Raw genomic sequence first — 17,739 nt, 5'->3', positions numbered from 1 at the left:
CACCACGCTCCGCTGTTCAGGCGAGGGCCGACGAGACCAGGGAGCGGGCCTCCTCCTGGACCTTGGCCAGATGGTCGGCCCCGCGGAAGGACTCGGCGTAGATCTTGTAGACGTCCTCGGTCCCGGAAGGGCGGGCCGCGAACCAGGCGCTCTCGGTCGCCACCTTCACCCCGCCGAGCGCCGCGCCGTTGCCGGGCGCCGACGTCTGCACCGCCGTGATCGGCTCGCCCGCCAGCGACGAGGCCGTCACCTGCTCGGCGGAGAGCCTTCCGAGCACGGCCTTCTCCTCGCGCGTCGCGGGAGCGTCCACGCGGGCGTACGCGGGCTCGCCGAACCGCTCCACCAGCTCCCTGTAGTGGTCGCTCGGCGACCGGCCGGTGACGGCGAGGATCTCGGAGGCCAGCAGCGCCAGGATGAGGCCGTCCTTGTCGGTGGACCAGACGGATCCGTCGCGCCGCAGGAAGGACGCCCCCGCGCTCTCCTCGCCGCCGAACCCCAGCGACCCGTCGAGCAGCCCGGGCACGAACCACTTGAAACCCACCGGGACCTCGTAGAGCCGCCGGCCGAGCGACTGCGCGACGCGGTCGATGACGCCGCTGCTGACCATGGTCTTGCCGACCCCGGCGCCGGCCGGCCAGCCGTCGCGGTGCGTGTAGAGGTAGGAGATGGCGACGGCGAGGTAGTGGTTGGGGTTCATGAGGCCGTCGGAGGTGACGATGCCGTGGCGGTCCGCGTCGGCGTCGTTGCCGGTGGAGATGTCGTACTTCTCGCGATTGGCGATCAGCGACGCCATCGCGTACGGCGACGAGCAGTCCATGCGGATCCTGCCGTCCCAGTCGAGCGTCATGAACCGCCACGTCGGATCGACCACCGGGTTGACCACCGTCAGGTCGAGGCGGTGCCGCTCGGCGATCTCCCCCCAGTAGGCCACGCTCGCCCCGCCCAGCGGGTCGGCCCCGACCCGCACCCCGGCCGCCCTGATCGCGTCGAGGTCGAGCACGGACGGCAGGTCATCGACGTACGTCCCGAGGAAGTCGTAACGCTCCGCCATGTCCAGCGCCCTGGAGTAGGGGATCCGCGCCACGCCCTCCATCCCCGAGGCCAGCAGCCGGTTGGCGCGGTCCTGGATCCACTTGGTGGCGTCGGTGCCGGCGGGGCCGCCGTGCGGCGGGTTGTACTTGAAGCCGCCGTCGCCGGGCGGGTTGTGCGACGGCGTGACCACCACGCCGTCGGCGAACCCCGACGTGCGCCCCCGGTTGTGCCGCAGGACGGCGTGCGACACGGCGGGGGTCGGCGTGTAGCCGTCGCGCGTGTCGATCATGACCGTGACGTCGTTGGCCGCCAGCACCTCCAGCGCCGACACCCGCGCGGGCTCCGACAGCGCGTGCGTGTCGATGCCGAGGAACAACGGCCCGTCCGTGCCCTGCGCGCGCCGATATTCGCAGATGGCCTGGCTCGTGGCGAGGATGTGGCCCTCGTTGAACGCAGCGTCGAACGCCGACCCCCGGTGCCCCGAGGTGCCGAACGCCACCCGCTGCTCCACCTCGTCAGGGTCGGGGCGGAGCGCGTAGTAGGACGTCACCAGCCGGGCGACGTCGACGAGGTCGGCTGGTCGGGCGGGCTTTCCCGCGCGTTCGTGCGTCATGTTCGCCACTTTACAAATCTTGTCCGGCACGGCTGATGCCCCCCGCCGGGGTCGGGAGATAGATTCGCGTCAGTCACCAGAACGGAGTTCTGTTCTTATGCGATACGGCTTCTTCCTGTCCGAGCGGAACGCGGACGACCCCATCGGCGACCTGCGCGACCAGATCGCCGGGGCGGCCCGGGACGGCTTCACCTCGGCCTGGTTGTCCAACATCTTCGGCCTCGACGCCCTCACCGCCCTGGCGGCGGCCGGCGGCCAGGTGCCCGGCATCGAGCTCGGCACCGCCGTCGTGCCGACCTACCCGCGCCACCCGGCCGCGCTCGCCCAGCAGGCCATGACCGTCAACGCCGCGCTCGGCGGGCGCCTCGCCCTCGGCATCGGCCTGTCGCACAAGGTCGTCATCGAGGACATGTACGGCTACAGCTTCGACCGGCCAGGCCGCCACATGAAGGAATACCTCGACATCCTCATCCCGGCGAGCAGGGGAGAGCAGGTCAGGTACGAGGGCGAGACGCTCAAGGCCGACATCCGGCTCAGCACCCCCGGCGCCGGATTCCCCGTGCTGGTCGCCGCGCTCGGCCCCCGGATGCTCAGGCTCGCCGGCACCGTGGCCGACGGCACCGTGCTCTGGATGACCGGCCCCAGGACGATCGCCGAGCACATCGCGCCCACCATCAAGGCGGCCGCCGCCGAGGCGGGCCGCGAGCCGCCCAGGATCGTGTGCGCGCTGCCCGTCTGCGTGACCGACGACCCCGCGGCCGCGGTCGCGCGCGCCAACGAGATCTTCGAGACGTACGGGCGGCTCCCGTCCTACCGTGCGATGCTCGACAGGGAGGGCGCGGCCACCCCTGGCGAGGTGGCGGTCGTCGGCGACGAGGACACGGTGCTGGCCAAGCTCGACGAGCTCAGGCAGGCCGGAGTGACCGATTTCGTGGGCTCCGCGTACTCCGGCAGGGAACGTACCCTGAACCTGCTGATCGGCGCGGCGAAGGGCTGATCAGGAGACATCTCAATAAACTCCGACAAGGTGAAGCGCTTGCTCCTGGGCATAGATGTGTCGAACTGGCAGGGCACCGTCGACTGGGCCGACCACGCGGAAACCGGCGTGTCCTTCGCCTTCGCCAAGGCCACCGAGGGTGGCGACTACGTCGACAAGTGGTTCGCGCGCAACTGGAACGGCATGCGGGAGAGCTGGATCGTCTGCGGCGCGTACCACTTCGCCCGGCCCAAGGGCGACCCCATCGAGCAGGCGCGGCACTTCCTGCGCACCATCGGTCAGGCGGGCGGGCTGCGCCGCGGCGACCTGGTCGCGCTCGACCTGGAGACCAACGACGGCGCGCGCCCCGAGCGGGTCGCCCGCTTCGCGCGCCGCTGGTGCCACCACGTCGAGCGGCACGGCGGCGTGCGGCCGTTCATCTACACCTTCCACGCCTTCGCCAACGGAGGACACTGCGCGGGCCTGGCCGAATATCCGCTGTGGATCGCGAGCCCGGCGAAGCCGCGCGGCCGGCCCGACGTGCCGCGTCCCTGGGCCGACTGGACCATCCACCAGTACTCCAACAGCCCGATCGACCGCAACATCTTCCACGGCACCCGCAAGGAGCTGACGAAGCTGGGGTATCGCCCGCGCCGGCGGCGCTGACCCGCAGCCGCTCCGCCCCGAGGACCGTGCGGGGCGCGGGCACGGTGGCCGGGGACGCCCATCGCCCGCGATAGCATCGGTGAACACCATCGAAGCAGCCTCGGTGCCGGGCATCGAGCGCGATCCCTGAGGAGTCACCGTGTCAGCCGAGCTACGCATCACCCTCGCCGGAGCCGAGCGTGTGGTCGCGGCCGGCACGACGGCGGGGCAGGCCCTCGAGGCCGACGGCCGCACGGTCGTCGCGGCCAGGGTCAACGGGGAGGCGCGCGACCTGGCCCACCCCCTGGAGCAGGGCGACTCGGTCGAGCCGATCGAGATCTCCAGCGAGGAGGGCCGGGCGATCGTCCGCCACTCCACCGCCCACGTCATGGCCCAGGCCGTGCAGGAGCTCTTCCCCGAGGCCAAGCTGGGCATCGGCCCGCCCGTCGACAACGGCTTCTACTACGACTTCGACGTCGAGCAGGCGTTCCACCCCGACGACCTCAAGCGCATCGAGAAGCGCATGCGCGAGATCGTCAAGCAGGGGCAGCTGTTCTCCCGCCGGGCCGTCTCCGACGACGAGGCGCGCGAAGAGCTCGCGGGCGAGCCGTACAAACTGGAGCTTATCGGGCTCAAAGGCGGGGCCGGGGACGAAGAGTCGGTCGAGGTGGGAGCGGGTCAGCTCACCATCTACGACAACCTCGACCCCAAGACCGGCGAGCGGGCGTGGAAAGACCTGTGCCGCGGCCCCCACGTGCCGTCCACCCGGTCGATCCCCGCGTTCAAGCTCATGCGCTCCGGTGGCGCCTACTGGCGGGGCAGCGAGAAGAACCCGCAGCTCCAGCGCATCTACGGCACCGCGTGGGAGTCGCGCGACAAGCAGGACGACTACCTCAAGCTGCTGGAGGAGGCCGAGAAGCGCGACCACCGCAAGCTCGGCGCCGAGCTCGACCTGTTCAGCTTCCCGCCCGAGCTGGGCAGCGGCCTGCCGGTCTTCCATCCCAAGGGCGGGATCATCCGCAAGGAGATGGAAGACTACATGCGCCGGCGGCAGGGCGAGGCGGGCTACGAGTTCGTCAACACCCCGCACATCACCAAGTCGACGCTGTTCGAGACCTCCGGCCACCTGCCGTGGTATGCCGAGGACATGTTCCCGCCCTTCGAGCTGGAGGGCATCGAATACCGCGTCAAGCCGATGAACTGCCCGATGCACAACCTGATCTTCCGGGCGCGCGGGCGCTCCTACCGCGAGCTGCCGCTGCGGCTGTGCGAGTTCGGCTCGGTCTACCGCTACGAGAAGTCGGGCGTGGTCCACGGCCTGACCCGGGTGCGCGGCATGACGCAGGACGACTCCCACATCTACTGCACCCGCGAGCAGATGGCCGGCGAGATCAAGAGCCTGCTCACCTTCGTGCTCAGCGTGCTGCGCGACTTCGGCCTGTCGGAGTTCTACCTGGAGCTGTCCACCCGCGACGACTCCGACAAGTTCATCGGCGACCCCGCCGACTGGGACGAAGCGACCGAGGCGCTGCGCCAGACGGCCGAGGAGTCGGGCCTCGAGCTGGTCGACGACCCGGGCGGCGCGGCCTTCTACGGCCCGAAGATCTCGGTGCAGGCCAAGGACGCGATCGGCCGCACCTGGCAGCTGTCCACCATCCAGCTCGACCTCAACCAGCCCAAGCGCTTCGAGCTCGAATACCAGGCCGCCGACGGCAGCCGCCAGACGCCCGTCATGATCCACCGGGCGCTGTTCGGCTCGATCGAACGGTTCCTCGGCGTCCTCACCGAGCACTACGCCGGCGCGTTCCCGCCCTGGCTGGCCCCGGTGCAGGTGGCCGGCATCCCCATCGCCGACGCCCACGTGCCCTACCTCCAGGACGTCGCCAAGCGGCTGAAGGAGCGCGGCATCAGGGTCGAGGTCGACGCCTCCGACGACCGCATGCAGAAGAAGATCCGCAACGCGCAGAAGGCCAAGGTGCCCTTCATGCTGCTGGCCGGCGACGACGACATCTCGGGCGGCGCGGTGTCGTTCCGCTACCGCAGCGGCGAGCAGAAGAACGGCGTCCCCATCGACGAGGCGATCGCCGAGATCGTCAACGCCGTGGAGCGCCGGGTCCAGGTCTGACCCCGTACGCCGCGGTGAGGCGACCCCCGCATCGGGCCGCCGCCTCACCGCTCTTCCCCGCACCGGCTCGCTGCCGCGCCGTGGCCAGCCCGTACTGACCGCGCCCTGCCGGACGGGCGCTGCCGGACGGGCCCTGCCGGACGGACGCTGCCGGCCAGGTCAGTGACCGGCGCGGTCACCGAGCCGGCAGGGGCCAGGCGTACGGAGCCGGCGGGCCACCGCGGTGACGGGGGCACGGAGACGGCGAGGGCCAGCGGGGTCAGCGGGGGAAGAGGCGGAAGGAGACGGCGGGGCGGCCGCCGAAGCGTTCGGCCGTCTCCGTGGCGAAGCCCTCGATGAGGTTGCGGGCGTAGGTTTGCGGGTCTTCGGTGGTGAGGGCCTCGATGTAGGCGCGGTGCTCGACGAGCGAGCGCACGCCGCGTTCCAGGCCGGAGGTGACGTCCACGGCGTGGGTGGGGGAGTCGGATCCGGCCACGGCGACCCAGCGGACGCCGTCCCACGGCTCCGCCTCCGTGTCAGGAAAAATCCACCGATTTCCGGCGTCACCGGCCGCGTCGAGCACGGCCCGGCCCACCGCACGATGATCGGGCGTGTTCCAGTACGTGCCGCTCCAGGTGTCGTCCGGATTCAGCGTGATCACGAGCTCCGGACGGTGCCTGCGGATGGCGGCGGCCAGATCCTTCCTGAGCGCGGTGCCGTACTCGATCACCCCGTCGGCGTGGCCGAGGAACTCCACGTTCGTCACGCCGACGACGGCCGCGCTGGCCCGCTGCTCGCGCTCGCGCACGGCGGCGGACTTGACGGGTTCGAGCGTGTCGATGCCCGCCTCTCCCTTCGTGGCGAGCAGGTAGGAGACTTCGCGGCCGGCGTCGGTCCAGGTCGCCACGGCCGACGCGCAGCCGTACTCCAGGTCGTCGGGATGGGCCACGATCGCCAGGGCCCGCTGCCAGTCTTCGGGCATGGGTTCGAGCTGAGAGGTCATGGGTGACATCCTGGCAAACCAGACGGCGGGCCGCGCGGGCTCCAGGCCCGCCGCCGGGCGGCGCCCGGGGTTCGTACCGGGGGGAGCACCCCGATTGTTCCTGGTCCTATGCTGCTAGGTATGCACGATCAGGCAGGGGCAGGGGATCCGGACAATTTCGAACGTCTGTGGACCCCGCATCGCATGGCCTACATCAAGGGCGAGAACAAACCCACGGGCACCGGCCCCGGCGACGGGTGCCCGTTCGACGCGATCCCCAAGATGAGCGACGAGGAAGGCCTGATCGTCGCCAGGGGCGACACCGTCTACGCGGTGCTCAACCTCTATCCGTACAACTCGGGGCACCTGATGGTGGTGCCCTACCGCCACGTGGCCGACTACGCGGAGCTGCGGCCCGCCGAGCTGGTGGAGCTGGGGCAGTTCACCCAGAAGTCGCTGGGGGCGCTGCGCAAGGCCAGCGGCGCTCAGGGCTTCAACGTCGGCATGAACCTCGGCCAGGTCGCCGGCGCGGGCATCGCCGCGCACCTGCACCAGCACGTGGTGCCCCGGTGGGGCGGCGACACGAACTTCATGCCGGTCGTCGGCCGGACCAAGGTCCTGCCGCAGTTGTTGCGCGACACGCGGCGGTTGCTCGCCGACGCCTGGGACTGACCCGATCGCTGCCCACGGCTCACCTTCGCGCGCTCGCCAGGTCTCCCAGAGCGCCGGCGGACGCGGACGCGCGTAGCACGCCGATGCCGGTGGCCAGCAGCAGCGGCACGGCCAGCGCCAGCGCCATGGACAACACGGCCGCGCCGGAGTCGTTGACGAGCATGCCGAGCACGCCGCTGACGAGCGTGCCGATCAGCCCGGCGCGCAGGGCGGGGGAGTGCTCGAACGCGGCCGGCACCACGCCGGCCGAGGCCTGCTCGGGCCGCAGGATCGCGTAGACGAGGAAGGCGACGGCCGCGAGCACGATCGGCATGAGGTTGGGGCTGAGCAGGGTGCCGAGCATGGCCTGCAGCTTGCGGAAGATGACGTCGAACGCCTCTCCGGTCAGCACCTGGCCCACGAACCTGCCCAGATGCGTCTGCTGATCCGGCGGCCGCAGGTAGTTGAGCCAGGCGAACGTCATCACGATCACCCCGCCCGCCACGCAGAACATGCCCAGCTTCACCAGCGAGACGCGCTTGCCCGCCAGGACGAGGGTGGTCACCGCGATGCCGGGCACGAACGCGATCACGCCGCCGAAGTCGCTGCCCATGCCCGACCCGCCGAGCACCATCGCGAACGTGCCGAGCAGCACGATCGCGGCCACGCCCGCCCTGCCGGGCCAGCGGTGCGCGATGACCGTGGCGGTCAGCAGCGTGCCGGTCGCCAGCAGCGCGAACGGGATGTTGCCGAGCCCGTAGTAGCGGGCGCCGACGTCGGCGCTGTAGCCCATGACGCTGTTGACCTGCAGGGTCGTGCCGGTCAGCAGGTCGCCGACGAGCGTCAGGGCCGTGGCGCCGGCCACAACGGCGAGCGGGCCGAGCGGCGCGCGCCGCCACGGCCCCGCGAACGCCAGAGCGGTGATGGCCGCCGTCCATGCGAGCACCCCGGCGACCATCTGCGGCACACTCGACCACGGCAGCAGGTTCACCAGGAAGCTGGCGGCGGGCACGGCGGCCAGGGCGGCGCCCGCGACGCGTACGGGCACGAGGCCCTTGCGGCGGCGCAGCAGCAGGAACGCGACCAGGTAGAACAGCACCTGCAGCACCGCCATGACCGTGAAGTAGACGCCCTTCACCGAGCGCACGGCCTGCGCGTCGGCGTCGGCGTCACGCAGCCGGTCGACCGTCGCACCCTGGCCGCCGACCTGCAGCGGACCGCCCACGACCGTGGCGGGCACCGGCACGCCCAGCTTGGTCAGCACGGTGGCGGTCAGGTCGGGCGTGATCGAGAGGTCTTCGCGGCGCGTGGAGGTCGCGCCGAGCAGGTGGCCCGCCGCCCCGGGCTCGCGCAGCGCGGTCACCCGCAGGTGCGGCACGGAGCCGTGGTCGGACAGGCCCGCGAGCACCACAGTGGTGTCCACGGGCAGGACCGACAGCAGCGCGCCCGCCTTGGCGTCGGCCAGGCGCAGCGCGTCGCGGCGCTCGGTGGCGCTGAGCTGGTCGGGCACCCTGGGCAGCTGGCCGCTCGTGAGGTAGGGGAGAACGAGGTCGTCCACGTCCATGGCGATCACCCGGCACTTCTCCAGGTCGGCGGTCTTCACCTGGAGCGGGGAGGAGTGGTAGTGGCGCACCGCGCCCTGCCGGTCGGCCAGCCCCAGGGCGGCGCCCGGGCCGATGGCGATCGAGCACTGGCCTGCGGCCTTCAGCGACTCGCCCAGGACGCCCGCGTTGCGCTGGCCGGCCACGTCGATGAGGTAGCGGTAGTGGGGGATGACGGCGCCCGCGCCCTGCGGCTCGGGCGTGGGAGGCGCGCCGCAGCGGTAGCCGACGGCCGATCTGGTGCCCGCCGACACGGTCAGCCACGCGTCGTAGGGGCAGGTCACGGTGCCGACCGTGCGGATCGACATGGAGCCGATCGCGCTCGCCCTGGCCAGCTCCCACAGGTTGGGGGTGTCGGCCTGGGTGAGGTCGTTCCAGTGGAGGCCCGACACGCCGATGAGGGCCACCCGGCCTGCGCTGTCGTCGGCCCGCGCCGCCCCGGTGAACAACCCCGGCCCCGCCAGCATCTGAACGGCCAGCACGGCCAGCACCACTAGCGCGCGCCTCACCCGAGAACCTCCCGCGGTCGATGTTCCGTGGCACGACGCATCAGCTCACGTCCCGGCGCCACCGGACCCGACTACCCTCTCACGCGGCGGATGTGCTCGGTGCGATTCCGGGCCGCCCGGCGCGGGCGTCGCGCCCCTGTCTCGCGCCGCTGTCTCGTGCCGCTGTCTCGTCCCGCGCCCGGCCCTCCCTCCACCGGGTGTGATGCACCTCTTCTCCTTCCCCGTTCGGGCGCGTGCTCCCACGTCATGCGGGAGGACCCGCCGCGATGCCCTGCGGCGGGTCCTCCTGCGACGCGTACGGGAGCGGGCGTCAGCCGGCCTTCACCTTGACGGCCTCGCTCTCGTGGTAGAGCCGGTCGAGCGAGGTGACCAGGTAGGTGCCCTCCTTCGCCGCGTACGACGGTTGCGAGACGACGGCGACGAGGTCGCGGGCGTCGGTGGTGCGGCAGTCCTTGCCCGACTTCGGCACCCGGTAGACGGCGTACGCGCGGGCGCCCTCGGAAGGAGTCCACGTCAGCGTGCCGTCGGAGGACTGGGCGCCGGCGGGCGGCGCGGGAGCCTCGCCGCCGCGCTCCTTCATCAGGGGCGGCAGCGCCGGGCGGGCGTAGCGGGACCTGGCCAGGCGGTCGACCGAGCCCAGCGGGTCGCTCAGCACCTGCTTGGCGCTGAAGTAGACCGAGCCGTCGACCTGCTTGAGCTTGCGGTTGACGCCGACCTGCGCGGCCAGCTCGCCCGGCTTCCTCCAGGCCTTGTCGTCGTTGGCGCCGACGCGGTAGAGGCCGTGACCGATGTAGAGCTGCACGTCGGTGCCCTTGACCTCGCGGGCCCACCAGCGCGCGAGCGTGTTGTAGTCGGCCAGCCGGTGCCCGCGGGGCCAGTAGAGCTGCGGAAGCACGTAGTCGACCGTGCCGGACTTGATCCAGGCGCGCGCGTCGGCGTAGATCGAGTCGTACGCCGACATGCCCGACGTCTTGGAGCCGCTCGGGTCGTTGGAGGTGTTGCGCCAGATGCCGAACGGGCTGATGCCGAACTTCACGTGGTTCTTCGCGTCGTGGACGGCCTTGTCGACCTCGGCGACCAGGGTGTTGACGTTGTCGCGCCGCCAGTCGGCGAGCTTCTTGCCCTTGCCGTGCTTCTTGAAGGCCGCGCTGTCGTCGAACGTCGCGCCCGCCACGGGATAGGGGTAGAAGTAGTCGTCGAAGTGCACGCCGTCCAGGTCGTAGCGGCTGACCACGTCGGTGATGACCTTGGTCACGTGGTGGCGCACGGCGGGCAGGCCGGGGTTGTAGTAGAGGCGGCCGCCGTATTTCACGGTCCAGCCCGGGTGCTTGCGCGCGGGGTGACCGGCGGGCAGCTTGGCGGTGCTGTCGCCGTAGGAGGCGCGGTAGGGGTTGAACCAGGCGTGGAACTCCATGCCGCGTTTGTGCGCCTCGTCGATGAGGAACGGCAGCGGGTCCCAGCCGGGGTCCTTGCCCGCCGTGCCCGTGAGATATTGCGACCACGGCTCGAGCGACGACTTGTAGAGCGCGTCGGAGGCGGGCCTGACCTGGACGAAGACGGCGTTGAGGTGGCGCTGGGCGGCGCTGTCCAGAATCTTCACGTATTCGGCCCGCTGTTTGGCGGGGCTCAGCCCGGCCTTGGACGGCCAGTCGATGTTCTGGGTCGTGGCGATCCACACCCCGCGCAGCTCGCGCTTGGGAAAGCGGGCGTCGGCCTTGCATGCCGCGGCGGGGGCGGCCATGGCCGTCTTCTTCTGGCTCGCTGCGGGGCTCTCTCCGGCTCCGGGGCCGAACACGTAGGCGGCGGCCGTGGTGGCGACGGCGAGCGTGGCAGCGGCTAGGAGTGGGCGTCCAGTTCGCATAGTGCCACCCAGTGTGGCAGTTGCCCTGACATGCTCGGGACCAAAAAAAGAAATGTACTCGTGATGCTTCTGTGATTAAAGGGTAGGGCCGGTCCGGAAGGGACAAAGCCCTTCCGGCCGGCCCGCCTGTTCCTCAGCCGGTTGCCGCCACCTTGCTCGCGAGGTTGGACGGCAGCGGCTCGTAGCGCAGGAACGTGCGCTGGAAGCTGCCGGTACCGTGTGACATGGATCTCAGGTCGATGGCGTACCGCGTTATCTCCAGCTCCGGCACCTCCGCCTTCACCAGAGTGCGGCCCGTGCCCACGGGCTCGGTGCCGAGCACCCGCCCGCGCCGCGACGACAGGTCGGACATCACCGAGCCCACATAGTCGTCGGCCACCAGCACGGAGATCTCGTCCACCGGCTCCAGCAGCAGGGTCGGCACCTTGGACGCGGCCTCCTTCAGCGCGAGCTGGCCCGCGATCTGGAAGGCCATGTCGGAGGAGTCGACGGAGTGGGCCTTGCCGTCGTACAGGGTGACACGGACGTCCACCATCGGGTAGCCGGCGACGACGCCCCGCTCCATCTGGGCCCGCACGCCCTTCTCGACCGACGGGATGAACTGGCGCGGCACCACGCCGCCCACGATCTTGTCGACGAACTCGAAGCCGCCTCCCGACGGCAGCGGCTCGACCTCCAGGTGGCAGATGGCGTACTGGCCGTGGCCGCCGGTCTGCTTGACGTTGCGGCCCATCGCCTGGCACCTGCCGCCGAACGTCTCGCGCAGCGGCACCCGCAGGTCCACCCGCTCGACCTCGACGCCGTGCCGTTTGGACAGGCGGTCGAGCAGCACGTCGGTGTGCGCCTCGCCCATGCACCACAGGACGAGCTGCCTGGTCTCGGCGTTGTTCTCCAGGCGCAGCGTCGGGTCCTCGGCCACCAGCCTGCCGAGGGCCTGTGACAGCTTGTCCTCGTCGGCCTTCGACTTGGCCCTGATGGCCACGGGGAGCAGCGGGTCGGGCATCTGCCAGGCCGTCATCAGCAGCGGCCGCTCGACGTCCGAGAGCGTGTCGCCGGTCTCGGCGCGCGACAGCTTGGCCACGGCCACGATGTCGCCGGCGAGGCCCTTGGCCGCGCCGCGCTGCTGCTTGCCCAGCGGGCAGGTCAGGGTGCCGATGCGCTCGTCGACGTCGTGGTCCTCGTGGCCGCGCTCGGCCAGGCCGTGCCCGGACACGTGCACGGTCATGTCGGGGCGCAGCGTGCCGGAGAAGACGCGTACGAGGCTGATGCGGCCCACGTACGGGTCGCTGGTGGTCTTGACGACCTCGGCCACGAGCGGGCCGTCCGGGTCGCAGGTGATGTCCTTGACCGGTTTGCCGGACAGATCGGTGATCTCCGGCATGGGATGTTCGAGGGGGGACGGGAAGCCCTGCGTGATGAGCTCGAGCACCTCCGTCGCACCGACGCCGAGCCCGCTGCAGAGCACCGGGTAGAAACTGCCGCGCGCGACCGCCTTCTCCAGGTCGTCGATGAGGACCTTGGTCTCGATGGGCTCACCCTCGAGGTAGCGCTCCATGAGCGACTCGTCCTCGCTCTCCTGGATGATCCCCTCGATCAGGACGCCGCGGTGGTCCTCGATCTGGGACGCGTACTCGGCTCCAGGGTCCTTCTCCGTGCGCGTGCCGGTGGCGTAGTTGAAGAACTTCTGCGACAGGAGCCCGATGAGGCCGTTGACGTGGCCGTTGGTGATCACCGGGAGATAGAGAGGCGCGACGCCGTCGCCGAACACGTCCTGGCAGGTGGTGAGCACCTCGTCGAAATCGGCCCGCTGGTGGTCGATCTTCGTGATCACGACCGCGCGCGGCATGCCGACCTGGGAGCACTCCTCCCAGAGGATGCGGGTGAGGCCGTCGATCCCCTCGGAGGCCGACACCACGAAGAGCGCGGCGTCGGCCGCGCGCAGCCCCGCGCGCAGATCCCCCACGAAATCGGCGTAACCGGGCGTGTCGAGAAGGTTGATCTTGATTCCGTTGAACATGAGCGGTGCCGACGCGAGGTTGACGGAGCGCTGCTGCCGGACCTCGACCTCGTCGAAGTCGCTGACCGTGTTGCCGTCCTCCACGCGGCCCGGGCGCTGGATGGTGCCCGTGGCGGCCAGCAGCTGCTCGACGAGGGTCGTCTTGCCCGCTCCCGAGTGGCCGACCAGCACGACATTGCGTATCGCGTCCGCCCGGTCGGCCGCGGGTGCCCTGCCCGCGGCTCCCACGGCGCCGCCTGAGTGTCTTTCCGCCACATCGCCTCCCGCGTCGTCGGATGTTTCCCAACGCCGCGCCCGCGCGGAAGGTGACAGAAACCGCATGGACGCGGTGTGTTCACCAAATACCCCTGTGGCGGATATCACAAGAGGGGCAGGGCAAAGAAAGTTGTCAGGTCCGTGATGGCCTACGATCGGACGGCGATGCTCAAACTCCTGCGCCCGGCCATGACCCGGATACTCACCCCGCTGGGCAGGGCTCTCGCCGGCCGCGGGATCGGCCCCGACGCCGTCACGGCGATCGGCACCCTCGGCACCGTCGTGTCCGCCCTGCTCTTCTTCCCGCTGGGGCTGCTGACCGTGGGCGCCCTCGTCATCACCGTCTTCGTGCTGTTCGACCTCCTCGACGGCGTGGTGGCCAGGCTCGGCGGCAAGGGCGGCAGCGCCTGGGGGGCGTTCCTCGACTCGACGCTCGACCGGGTCGCCGACGCCGCCATCTTCGCCGGCCTGATCTTGTATTTCGTCGCCGGAGGCGACACGCTGATGGCCGCGGTGACGTTGGTGTGCCTGGTCGCGGGCGCCGTGGTCTCCTACGCCAAGGCGAGGGCGGAGGGGCTCGGGCTCACGGCCGACGTGGGGCTGGCCGAGCGTCCTGAGCGGCTGGTCGTGGCGCTGGTCGCGGCCTTCTTCTCGGGCCTCGGCGTACCGTACGTCCTGCCGGCGGGCATGTGGCTGCTCGCGGTGGCCAGCCTGATCACCGTGGGGCAGCGTGTGGTGGCGGTCTACCATCAGACGAGGGAGACATGAGCGAGAAGGCGTCCGTCAGCGATCGCATCGTGGCCGCGGGCTTCGCGGCCGGCTGGAAGCTCGTCCCACTGTTGCCCCAGGGCCCGACGGCGGCGGTCTTCCGCTTCATGGCCGACCGCGTCTGGCGCAGGGGAGGCAGGTCCGTCCGCCGGCTGGAGTCCAACCTGGCCAGGGTGACCGGCCTCGAGGCGGGCAGCCTCGAGCTGAGCGAGCTCACCAGGGCCGGCATGCGCTCCTACTTCCGCTACTTCCACGAGATCTTCCGGCTGCCGTCGATGCGCACCGAGGAGATCGTGCGCCGCACCCACGTCATCGGCGCCGAGCACGTGCACGACACCGTGGCGGCCGGGCGGGGCGTGGTGCTGGCCCTGCCCCACATGGGCAACTGGGACCAGGCGGGCGCGTGGCTGGTGGGCGTGGGGCATCCGTTCACCACCGTGGCCGAGCGGCTGAGGCCGGAGTCGCTGTTCCGCCGCTACGTCGCCTTCCGCGAAGGGCTCGGCATGGAGGTGCTGCCGCTCACCGGAGGCGACGGGCACAACTTCGGCACCCTGGCCACGCGGGTGCGCAGGGGCGGGGTCGTGTGCCTGCCCGCCGAGCGCGACCTGACCAGGAGCGGCGTCGAGGTGCGCTTCTTCGGCGCGACCACCAAGGTGCCCGCGGGACCGCCGCTGCTGGCCGTGCAGACCGGGGCCGCGCTGCTGCCCGCGACCGTCTACTTCGTGGGCGACGACTGGGGCATCCACATCCACGAGGAGGTCCCGGTCCCTGAGGAGGGCACCCGGCAGGAGAAGGTCGCCGCGGTGGCGCAGCGCATGGCCGAGGTGTTCGAGAAAGGGATCACCGAGCACCCGGAGGACTGGCACATGCTGCAGCGGCTCTGGCTGGAGGACCTGCGGTCATGAAGGTCGGCATCGTCTGCCCCTACTCGTGGGACATGCCGGGCGGGGTCAAGCAGCACATCGACGACCTGGCCCAGGCGCTCATGGCGCAGGACCACGAGGTGTCGGTGATCGCGCCGGCGGCCGACGACGACGAGCTGCCCCCCTACGTGACGGGCGCGGGCCGGGCCGTCCCCGTGCCGTACAACGGGTCGGTGGCGAGGATGTCGTTCGGTTTCCTGTCGGCCGCGCGGGTGCGGCGATGGGTGCGCACGGGCGAGTTCGACGTGCTGCACATCCACGAGCCGCTGATCCCGAGCCTGGGCATCCTGGCCTGCTGGGCCGCCAAGGGCCCGATCGTGGCGACGTTCCACGCCTCGTGGGTGCGCTCGCGGGCGATCGCGGTGGCCGAGCCGGTGCTGCAGAGCGCGCTGGAGAAGCTCAGCGGGCGCATCGCGGTCTCCGACGCGGCCCGTAAGAGCCTGGTGGAGCAGTTCGGCGGCGACACCGTGCTGATCCCCAACGGCGTGACCGTCTCCCGCTACACCGAGGCCGAGCCGCTCGACGGCTGGGGGCCCGACGGTGCCACGCTCGGCTTCCTCGGCCGGATGGACGAAGAGCGCAAGGGGCTGCCCATCCTGCTCGACGCGTTCTCGAAGCTCGCGGCCGAGCGGGCGGAGGTGAAGCTGCTCATCGCCGGCCCAGGCGACGAGAAGGACGTCTACGAGCGGGTGCCCAAACGCTTCCACGACCGGGTGACCGTGCTCGGCATGGTGAGCGAGGCCGACAAGATCCGCGCCTACCACTCGGTCGACGTGTTCTGCGCGCCCAACACGCGCGGCGAGAGCTTCGGCATCGTGCTGGCCGAGGCCATGGCGTCCGGGGCCACGGTGCTGGCCAGCGACATCCCCGCCTTCCGCAGGGTGCTCGGCGACGGGCAGGCGGGCGCGCTGTTCTCCAACGGCGACCCGGGCGCGCTGGCACGCGAGGCGGGCGCGCTGCTCGACGCTCCGGAACGCCGGGCCAAGCTGGCCGCCGAGGCGCTGGTCGCGGTCAGGAAATACGACTGGTCCACGGTCGCGCGCGACGTCGTGCGCGTCTACGAGACGGTCACCACGAGCGGCGCGGGGCGTGTGGAGGAAGACCTGTGACATCCACCATGATCGTGTTGATCGTGGGCATCGTCGTGGTGCTCGTGGCCGTCTACATCTCCTGGCGCGCGGGCCGGCTCGACCGCCTGCACATCCGGCTGGAGCTGGCTCAGGAGTCGCTGGACGCCGCGCTGATGCGGCGCAGGGCCGTGGTGCTGGAGCTGGCCGGGTCACGCCTGCTCGATCCCGCCACGTCCCTGGTGCTGGCCGCCGCCGCCCACGAGGCGAGGACGGCGGGCCCCGACGAGCGCGAGCACGCCGAGAGCGACCTGTCGCGGGCGCTGCGGGCGGTCGTCGACCAGGAGCGGTTCAGGGAGAAGCTGTCGGAGGCGCCCGGGGGGCGTGACCTGCTCGAAGAGCTCGACGCCGCCGTGGCCAAGGTGGTCTACTCCCGCCGCTTCTACAACAACGCGGTCGCGGTCACGCGTACGGCGCAGCGCCGCTGGCTCGCCAGGACCCTCCGCCTGGCCGGCCACACCGAGTACCCCCGATTCTTCGAGATCGATGACAATCCACCAGCGGCTATGGCAACTGAATGACCTAATTTGGTGAAGCCAGTAAGCTTCATCCCGTTTCACGGCTGAAGCGAGGAGTGTTACTGGTGCGGCTATCCCGGACGATCACGATCTGGCTGGCCGGAGCGGCCGTGCTCCTGCCCGTCTCGGCCTGTTCCTCCGAGGAGCCGGCGCCGGGCAAGGTGCCGCAGGCGGCCGCCTCCGTCGCGCCGAGCGAGGAGCCCGTCGAGGTCAAGACCCACCCCTTCACCGGCAGGCCGTACGACAGCCTCAAGCCCGTGCTCGCCGTGAAGATCGAGAACACCGCGGCGGGCAAGCCGCAGCAGGGCCTGAAGAGCGCCGACATCGTCTACGTCGAGCAGGTCGAGGCCGGTCTGACCCGGCTCATGGCGATCTTCTCGTCCAAGCTGCCGTCCAAGGTGGGGCCGGTGCGCAGCGCCCGCATCTCCGACCTGCACATCGCGCCGCAGTTCGGCAAGCCCGCCTTCTCCTACTCGGGGGCGCAGAGCAAGATGTTGCCGTTCATCGCCGAGGCGTCCCTGTTCGACGTCGGCGACACGCGCAACCCCAACGCGTACTTCCGCCAGCCGGGCCGCTTCGCCCCCTACAACCTGTTCGCCAACACCAAGCGGCTGCTGGCCGCGGCGCCGAAGGCGAGCAAGGCCAAGGACATCGGCTTCACCTTCGGCGACGCTCCGGCCGAGGGCGGCGTGGAGCGCAAGTCGTACACGGTCAAGTGGCCCGCGGCCCGCTTCACCTTCGCCTGGTCCGAGGCGAGGAAGAAGTGGATGATCTGGCAGGACGGCAAGAAGGACGTGGCCGCGGAGGGCGGGCAGCTCGGCGCGCCGACGGTCGTCATCCAGTACACCAAGACCGAGCGCTCGCAGTTCCACGACAAGAACGACAGCTACACGCCGCTCGTGCACACCACGGGCAAGGGCAAGGCGATCGTGCTGCGTGACGGCAAGGCGTTCAAGGCGAACTGGGAGCGGGAATCGGAGAAGGACGGCACGACGTTCACCACGGAGAGCGGCGAGCCGATGAACTTCGCACCCGGCCAGGTCTGGGTCGCCCTCGCCAGCCGCAAGCCCGTCATCCCCTAGTCCTTCTGTATAAGTAAGGCGATAAACCCTGACATATTGGCATGTCGGGGGAGGGGTCCGTCAGGACCTACGATG

The 17,739-nt window shown here is 70.7% G+C and carries 14 protein-coding genes; 9 read left to right on the top strand and 5 right to left on the bottom strand.

Going from position 1 to position 17,739, the window contains the following annotated elements; all coding sequences use genetic code 11:
• Nucleotides 1-16: 16 nt before the first annotated feature.
• Nucleotides 17-1,645, bottom strand: a complete 1,629-nt coding sequence (gene pgm / locus ACZ6SA_RS25955; RefSeq protein WP_347648939.1) for a phosphoglucomutase (alpha-D-glucose-1,6-bisphosphate-dependent) — start codon at nucleotides 1,643-1,645, stop codon at nucleotides 17-19.
• Between the two features lie 97 nt (nucleotides 1,646-1,742).
• Here pgm and ACZ6SA_RS25950 point away from each other — a divergent pair, with 97 nt between their 5' ends.
• The 3 genes from ACZ6SA_RS25950 to thrS all read left to right on the top strand — a co-directional run bounded on the left by ACZ6SA_RS25950 (nucleotide 1,743) and on the right by thrS (nucleotide 5,391).
• A complete protein-coding gene (locus ACZ6SA_RS25950) occupies nucleotides 1,743-2,642 on the top strand; it encodes a TIGR03564 family F420-dependent LLM class oxidoreductase (protein WP_347648938.1) in 900 nt (299 codons plus the stop codon).
• A gap of 30 nt (nucleotides 2,643-2,672) precedes the next feature.
• Nucleotides 2,673-3,287 carry a glycoside hydrolase family 25 protein gene (locus ACZ6SA_RS25945; RefSeq protein WP_347648937.1) on the top strand — a complete coding sequence of 205 codons (615 nt, stop codon included), beginning with the start codon at nucleotides 2,673-2,675 and terminating at the stop codon, nucleotides 3,285-3,287.
• 139 nt (nucleotides 3,288-3,426) lie between these two features.
• Complete coding sequence (thrS, locus tag ACZ6SA_RS25940) at nucleotides 3,427-5,391, top strand: threonine--tRNA ligase (protein WP_347648936.1); 1,965 nt, start codon at nucleotides 3,427-3,429, stop codon at nucleotides 5,389-5,391.
• A 259-nt stretch (nucleotides 5,392-5,650) separates the two neighbouring features.
• Here the strand turns inward: thrS and ACZ6SA_RS25935 are convergent, their stop codons facing one another.
• Nucleotides 5,651-6,373, bottom strand: coding sequence for a PIG-L deacetylase family protein (locus ACZ6SA_RS25935; protein WP_465830937.1), 723 nt, complete (start codon nucleotides 6,371-6,373; stop codon nucleotides 5,651-5,653).
• A gap of 120 nt (nucleotides 6,374-6,493) precedes the next feature.
• Here ACZ6SA_RS25935 and ACZ6SA_RS25930 point away from each other — a divergent pair, with 120 nt between their 5' ends.
• The gene (locus ACZ6SA_RS25930) at nucleotides 6,494-7,024 is read left to right on the top strand and encodes an HIT family protein (protein ID WP_347648934.1); all 531 of its coding nucleotides are present in this window, start codon (nucleotides 6,494-6,496) and stop codon (nucleotides 7,022-7,024) included.
• 19 nt (nucleotides 7,025-7,043) lie between these two features.
• Here ACZ6SA_RS25930 and ACZ6SA_RS25925 read toward each other — a convergent pair whose 3' ends face one another.
• The 3 genes from ACZ6SA_RS25925 to ACZ6SA_RS25915 all read right to left on the bottom strand — a co-directional run bounded on the left by ACZ6SA_RS25925 (nucleotide 7,044) and on the right by ACZ6SA_RS25915 (nucleotide 13,246).
• Nucleotides 7,044-9,113, bottom strand: coding sequence for a hypothetical protein (locus ACZ6SA_RS25925; protein WP_465830935.1), 2,070 nt, complete (start codon nucleotides 9,111-9,113; stop codon nucleotides 7,044-7,046).
• 310 nt (nucleotides 9,114-9,423) lie between these two features.
• On the bottom strand, nucleotides 9,424-10,974 hold the full coding sequence (locus ACZ6SA_RS25920; protein ID WP_443154141.1) for a glycoside hydrolase family 10-like protein: 1,551 nt from the start codon (nucleotides 10,972-10,974) through the stop codon (nucleotides 9,424-9,426).
• A gap of 133 nt (nucleotides 10,975-11,107) precedes the next feature.
• Complete coding sequence (locus tag ACZ6SA_RS25915) at nucleotides 11,108-13,246, bottom strand: elongation factor G-like protein EF-G2 (protein WP_347648931.1); 2,139 nt, start codon at nucleotides 13,244-13,246, stop codon at nucleotides 11,108-11,110.
• 144 nt (nucleotides 13,247-13,390) lie between these two features.
• Here ACZ6SA_RS25915 and pgsA point away from each other — a divergent pair, with 144 nt between their 5' ends.
• The 5 genes from pgsA to ACZ6SA_RS25890 all read left to right on the top strand — a co-directional run bounded on the left by pgsA (nucleotide 13,391) and on the right by ACZ6SA_RS25890 (nucleotide 17,664).
• A complete protein-coding gene (gene pgsA / locus ACZ6SA_RS25910; RefSeq protein WP_443154143.1) occupies nucleotides 13,391-14,014 on the top strand; it encodes a phosphatidylinositol phosphate synthase in 624 nt (207 codons plus the stop codon).
• Entirely contained in the window at nucleotides 14,011-14,919 is a 909-nt protein-coding gene (locus ACZ6SA_RS25905; protein WP_347648929.1) for a phosphatidylinositol mannoside acyltransferase, read from the top strand. The genes pgsA and ACZ6SA_RS25905 overlap by 4 nt, the downstream gene beginning before the upstream one ends.
• The gene (locus ACZ6SA_RS25900) at nucleotides 14,916-16,046 is read left to right on the top strand and encodes a glycosyltransferase family 4 protein (RefSeq protein ID WP_347648928.1); all 1,131 of its coding nucleotides are present in this window, start codon (nucleotides 14,916-14,918) and stop codon (nucleotides 16,044-16,046) included. Before ACZ6SA_RS25905 ends, ACZ6SA_RS25900 begins: the two co-directional genes overlap by 4 nt.
• On the top strand, nucleotides 16,043-16,585 hold the full coding sequence (locus tag ACZ6SA_RS25895; protein WP_347648927.1) for a hypothetical protein: 543 nt from the start codon (nucleotides 16,043-16,045) through the stop codon (nucleotides 16,583-16,585). The genes ACZ6SA_RS25900 and ACZ6SA_RS25895 overlap by 4 nt, the downstream gene beginning before the upstream one ends.
• 62 nt (nucleotides 16,586-16,647) lie before the next feature.
• Nucleotides 16,648-17,664, top strand: coding sequence for a DUF3048 domain-containing protein (locus tag ACZ6SA_RS25890; RefSeq protein ID WP_347648926.1), 1,017 nt, complete (start codon nucleotides 16,648-16,650; stop codon nucleotides 17,662-17,664).
• Nucleotides 17,665-17,739: the final 75 nt, after the last annotated feature.

It is taken from the genome of Nonomuraea sp. NPDC049378 (genome assembly GCF_055586745.1).
This window is presented reverse-complemented; position numbering and strand designations above follow the sequence as displayed.

Coding starts and splice junctions, on each gene's coding strand:
- pgm (WP_347648939.1), bottom strand. CDS start 1,645: ATGACGCACGAACGCGCGGGAAAGCCCGCCCGACCAGCCGACCTCGTC.
- ACZ6SA_RS25950 (WP_347648938.1), top strand. CDS start 1,743: ATGCGATACGGCTTCTTCCTGTCCGAGCGGAACGCGGACGACCCCATC.
- ACZ6SA_RS25935 (WP_465830937.1), bottom strand. CDS start 6,373: ATGACCTCTCAGCTCGAACCCATGCCCGAAGACTGGCAGCGGGCCCTG.
- ACZ6SA_RS25930 (WP_347648934.1), top strand. CDS start 6,494: ATGCACGATCAGGCAGGGGCAGGGGATCCGGACAATTTCGAACGTCTG.
- ACZ6SA_RS25920 (WP_443154141.1), bottom strand. CDS start 10,974: ATGCGAACTGGACGCCCACTCCTAGCCGCTGCCACGCTCGCCGTCGCC.
- pgsA (WP_443154143.1), top strand. CDS start 13,391: ATGGCCTACGATCGGACGGCGATGCTCAAACTCCTGCGCCCGGCCATG.
- ACZ6SA_RS25905 (WP_347648929.1), top strand. CDS start 14,011: ATGAGCGAGAAGGCGTCCGTCAGCGATCGCATCGTGGCCGCGGGCTTC.
- ACZ6SA_RS25900 (WP_347648928.1), top strand. CDS start 14,916: ATGAAGGTCGGCATCGTCTGCCCCTACTCGTGGGACATGCCGGGCGGG.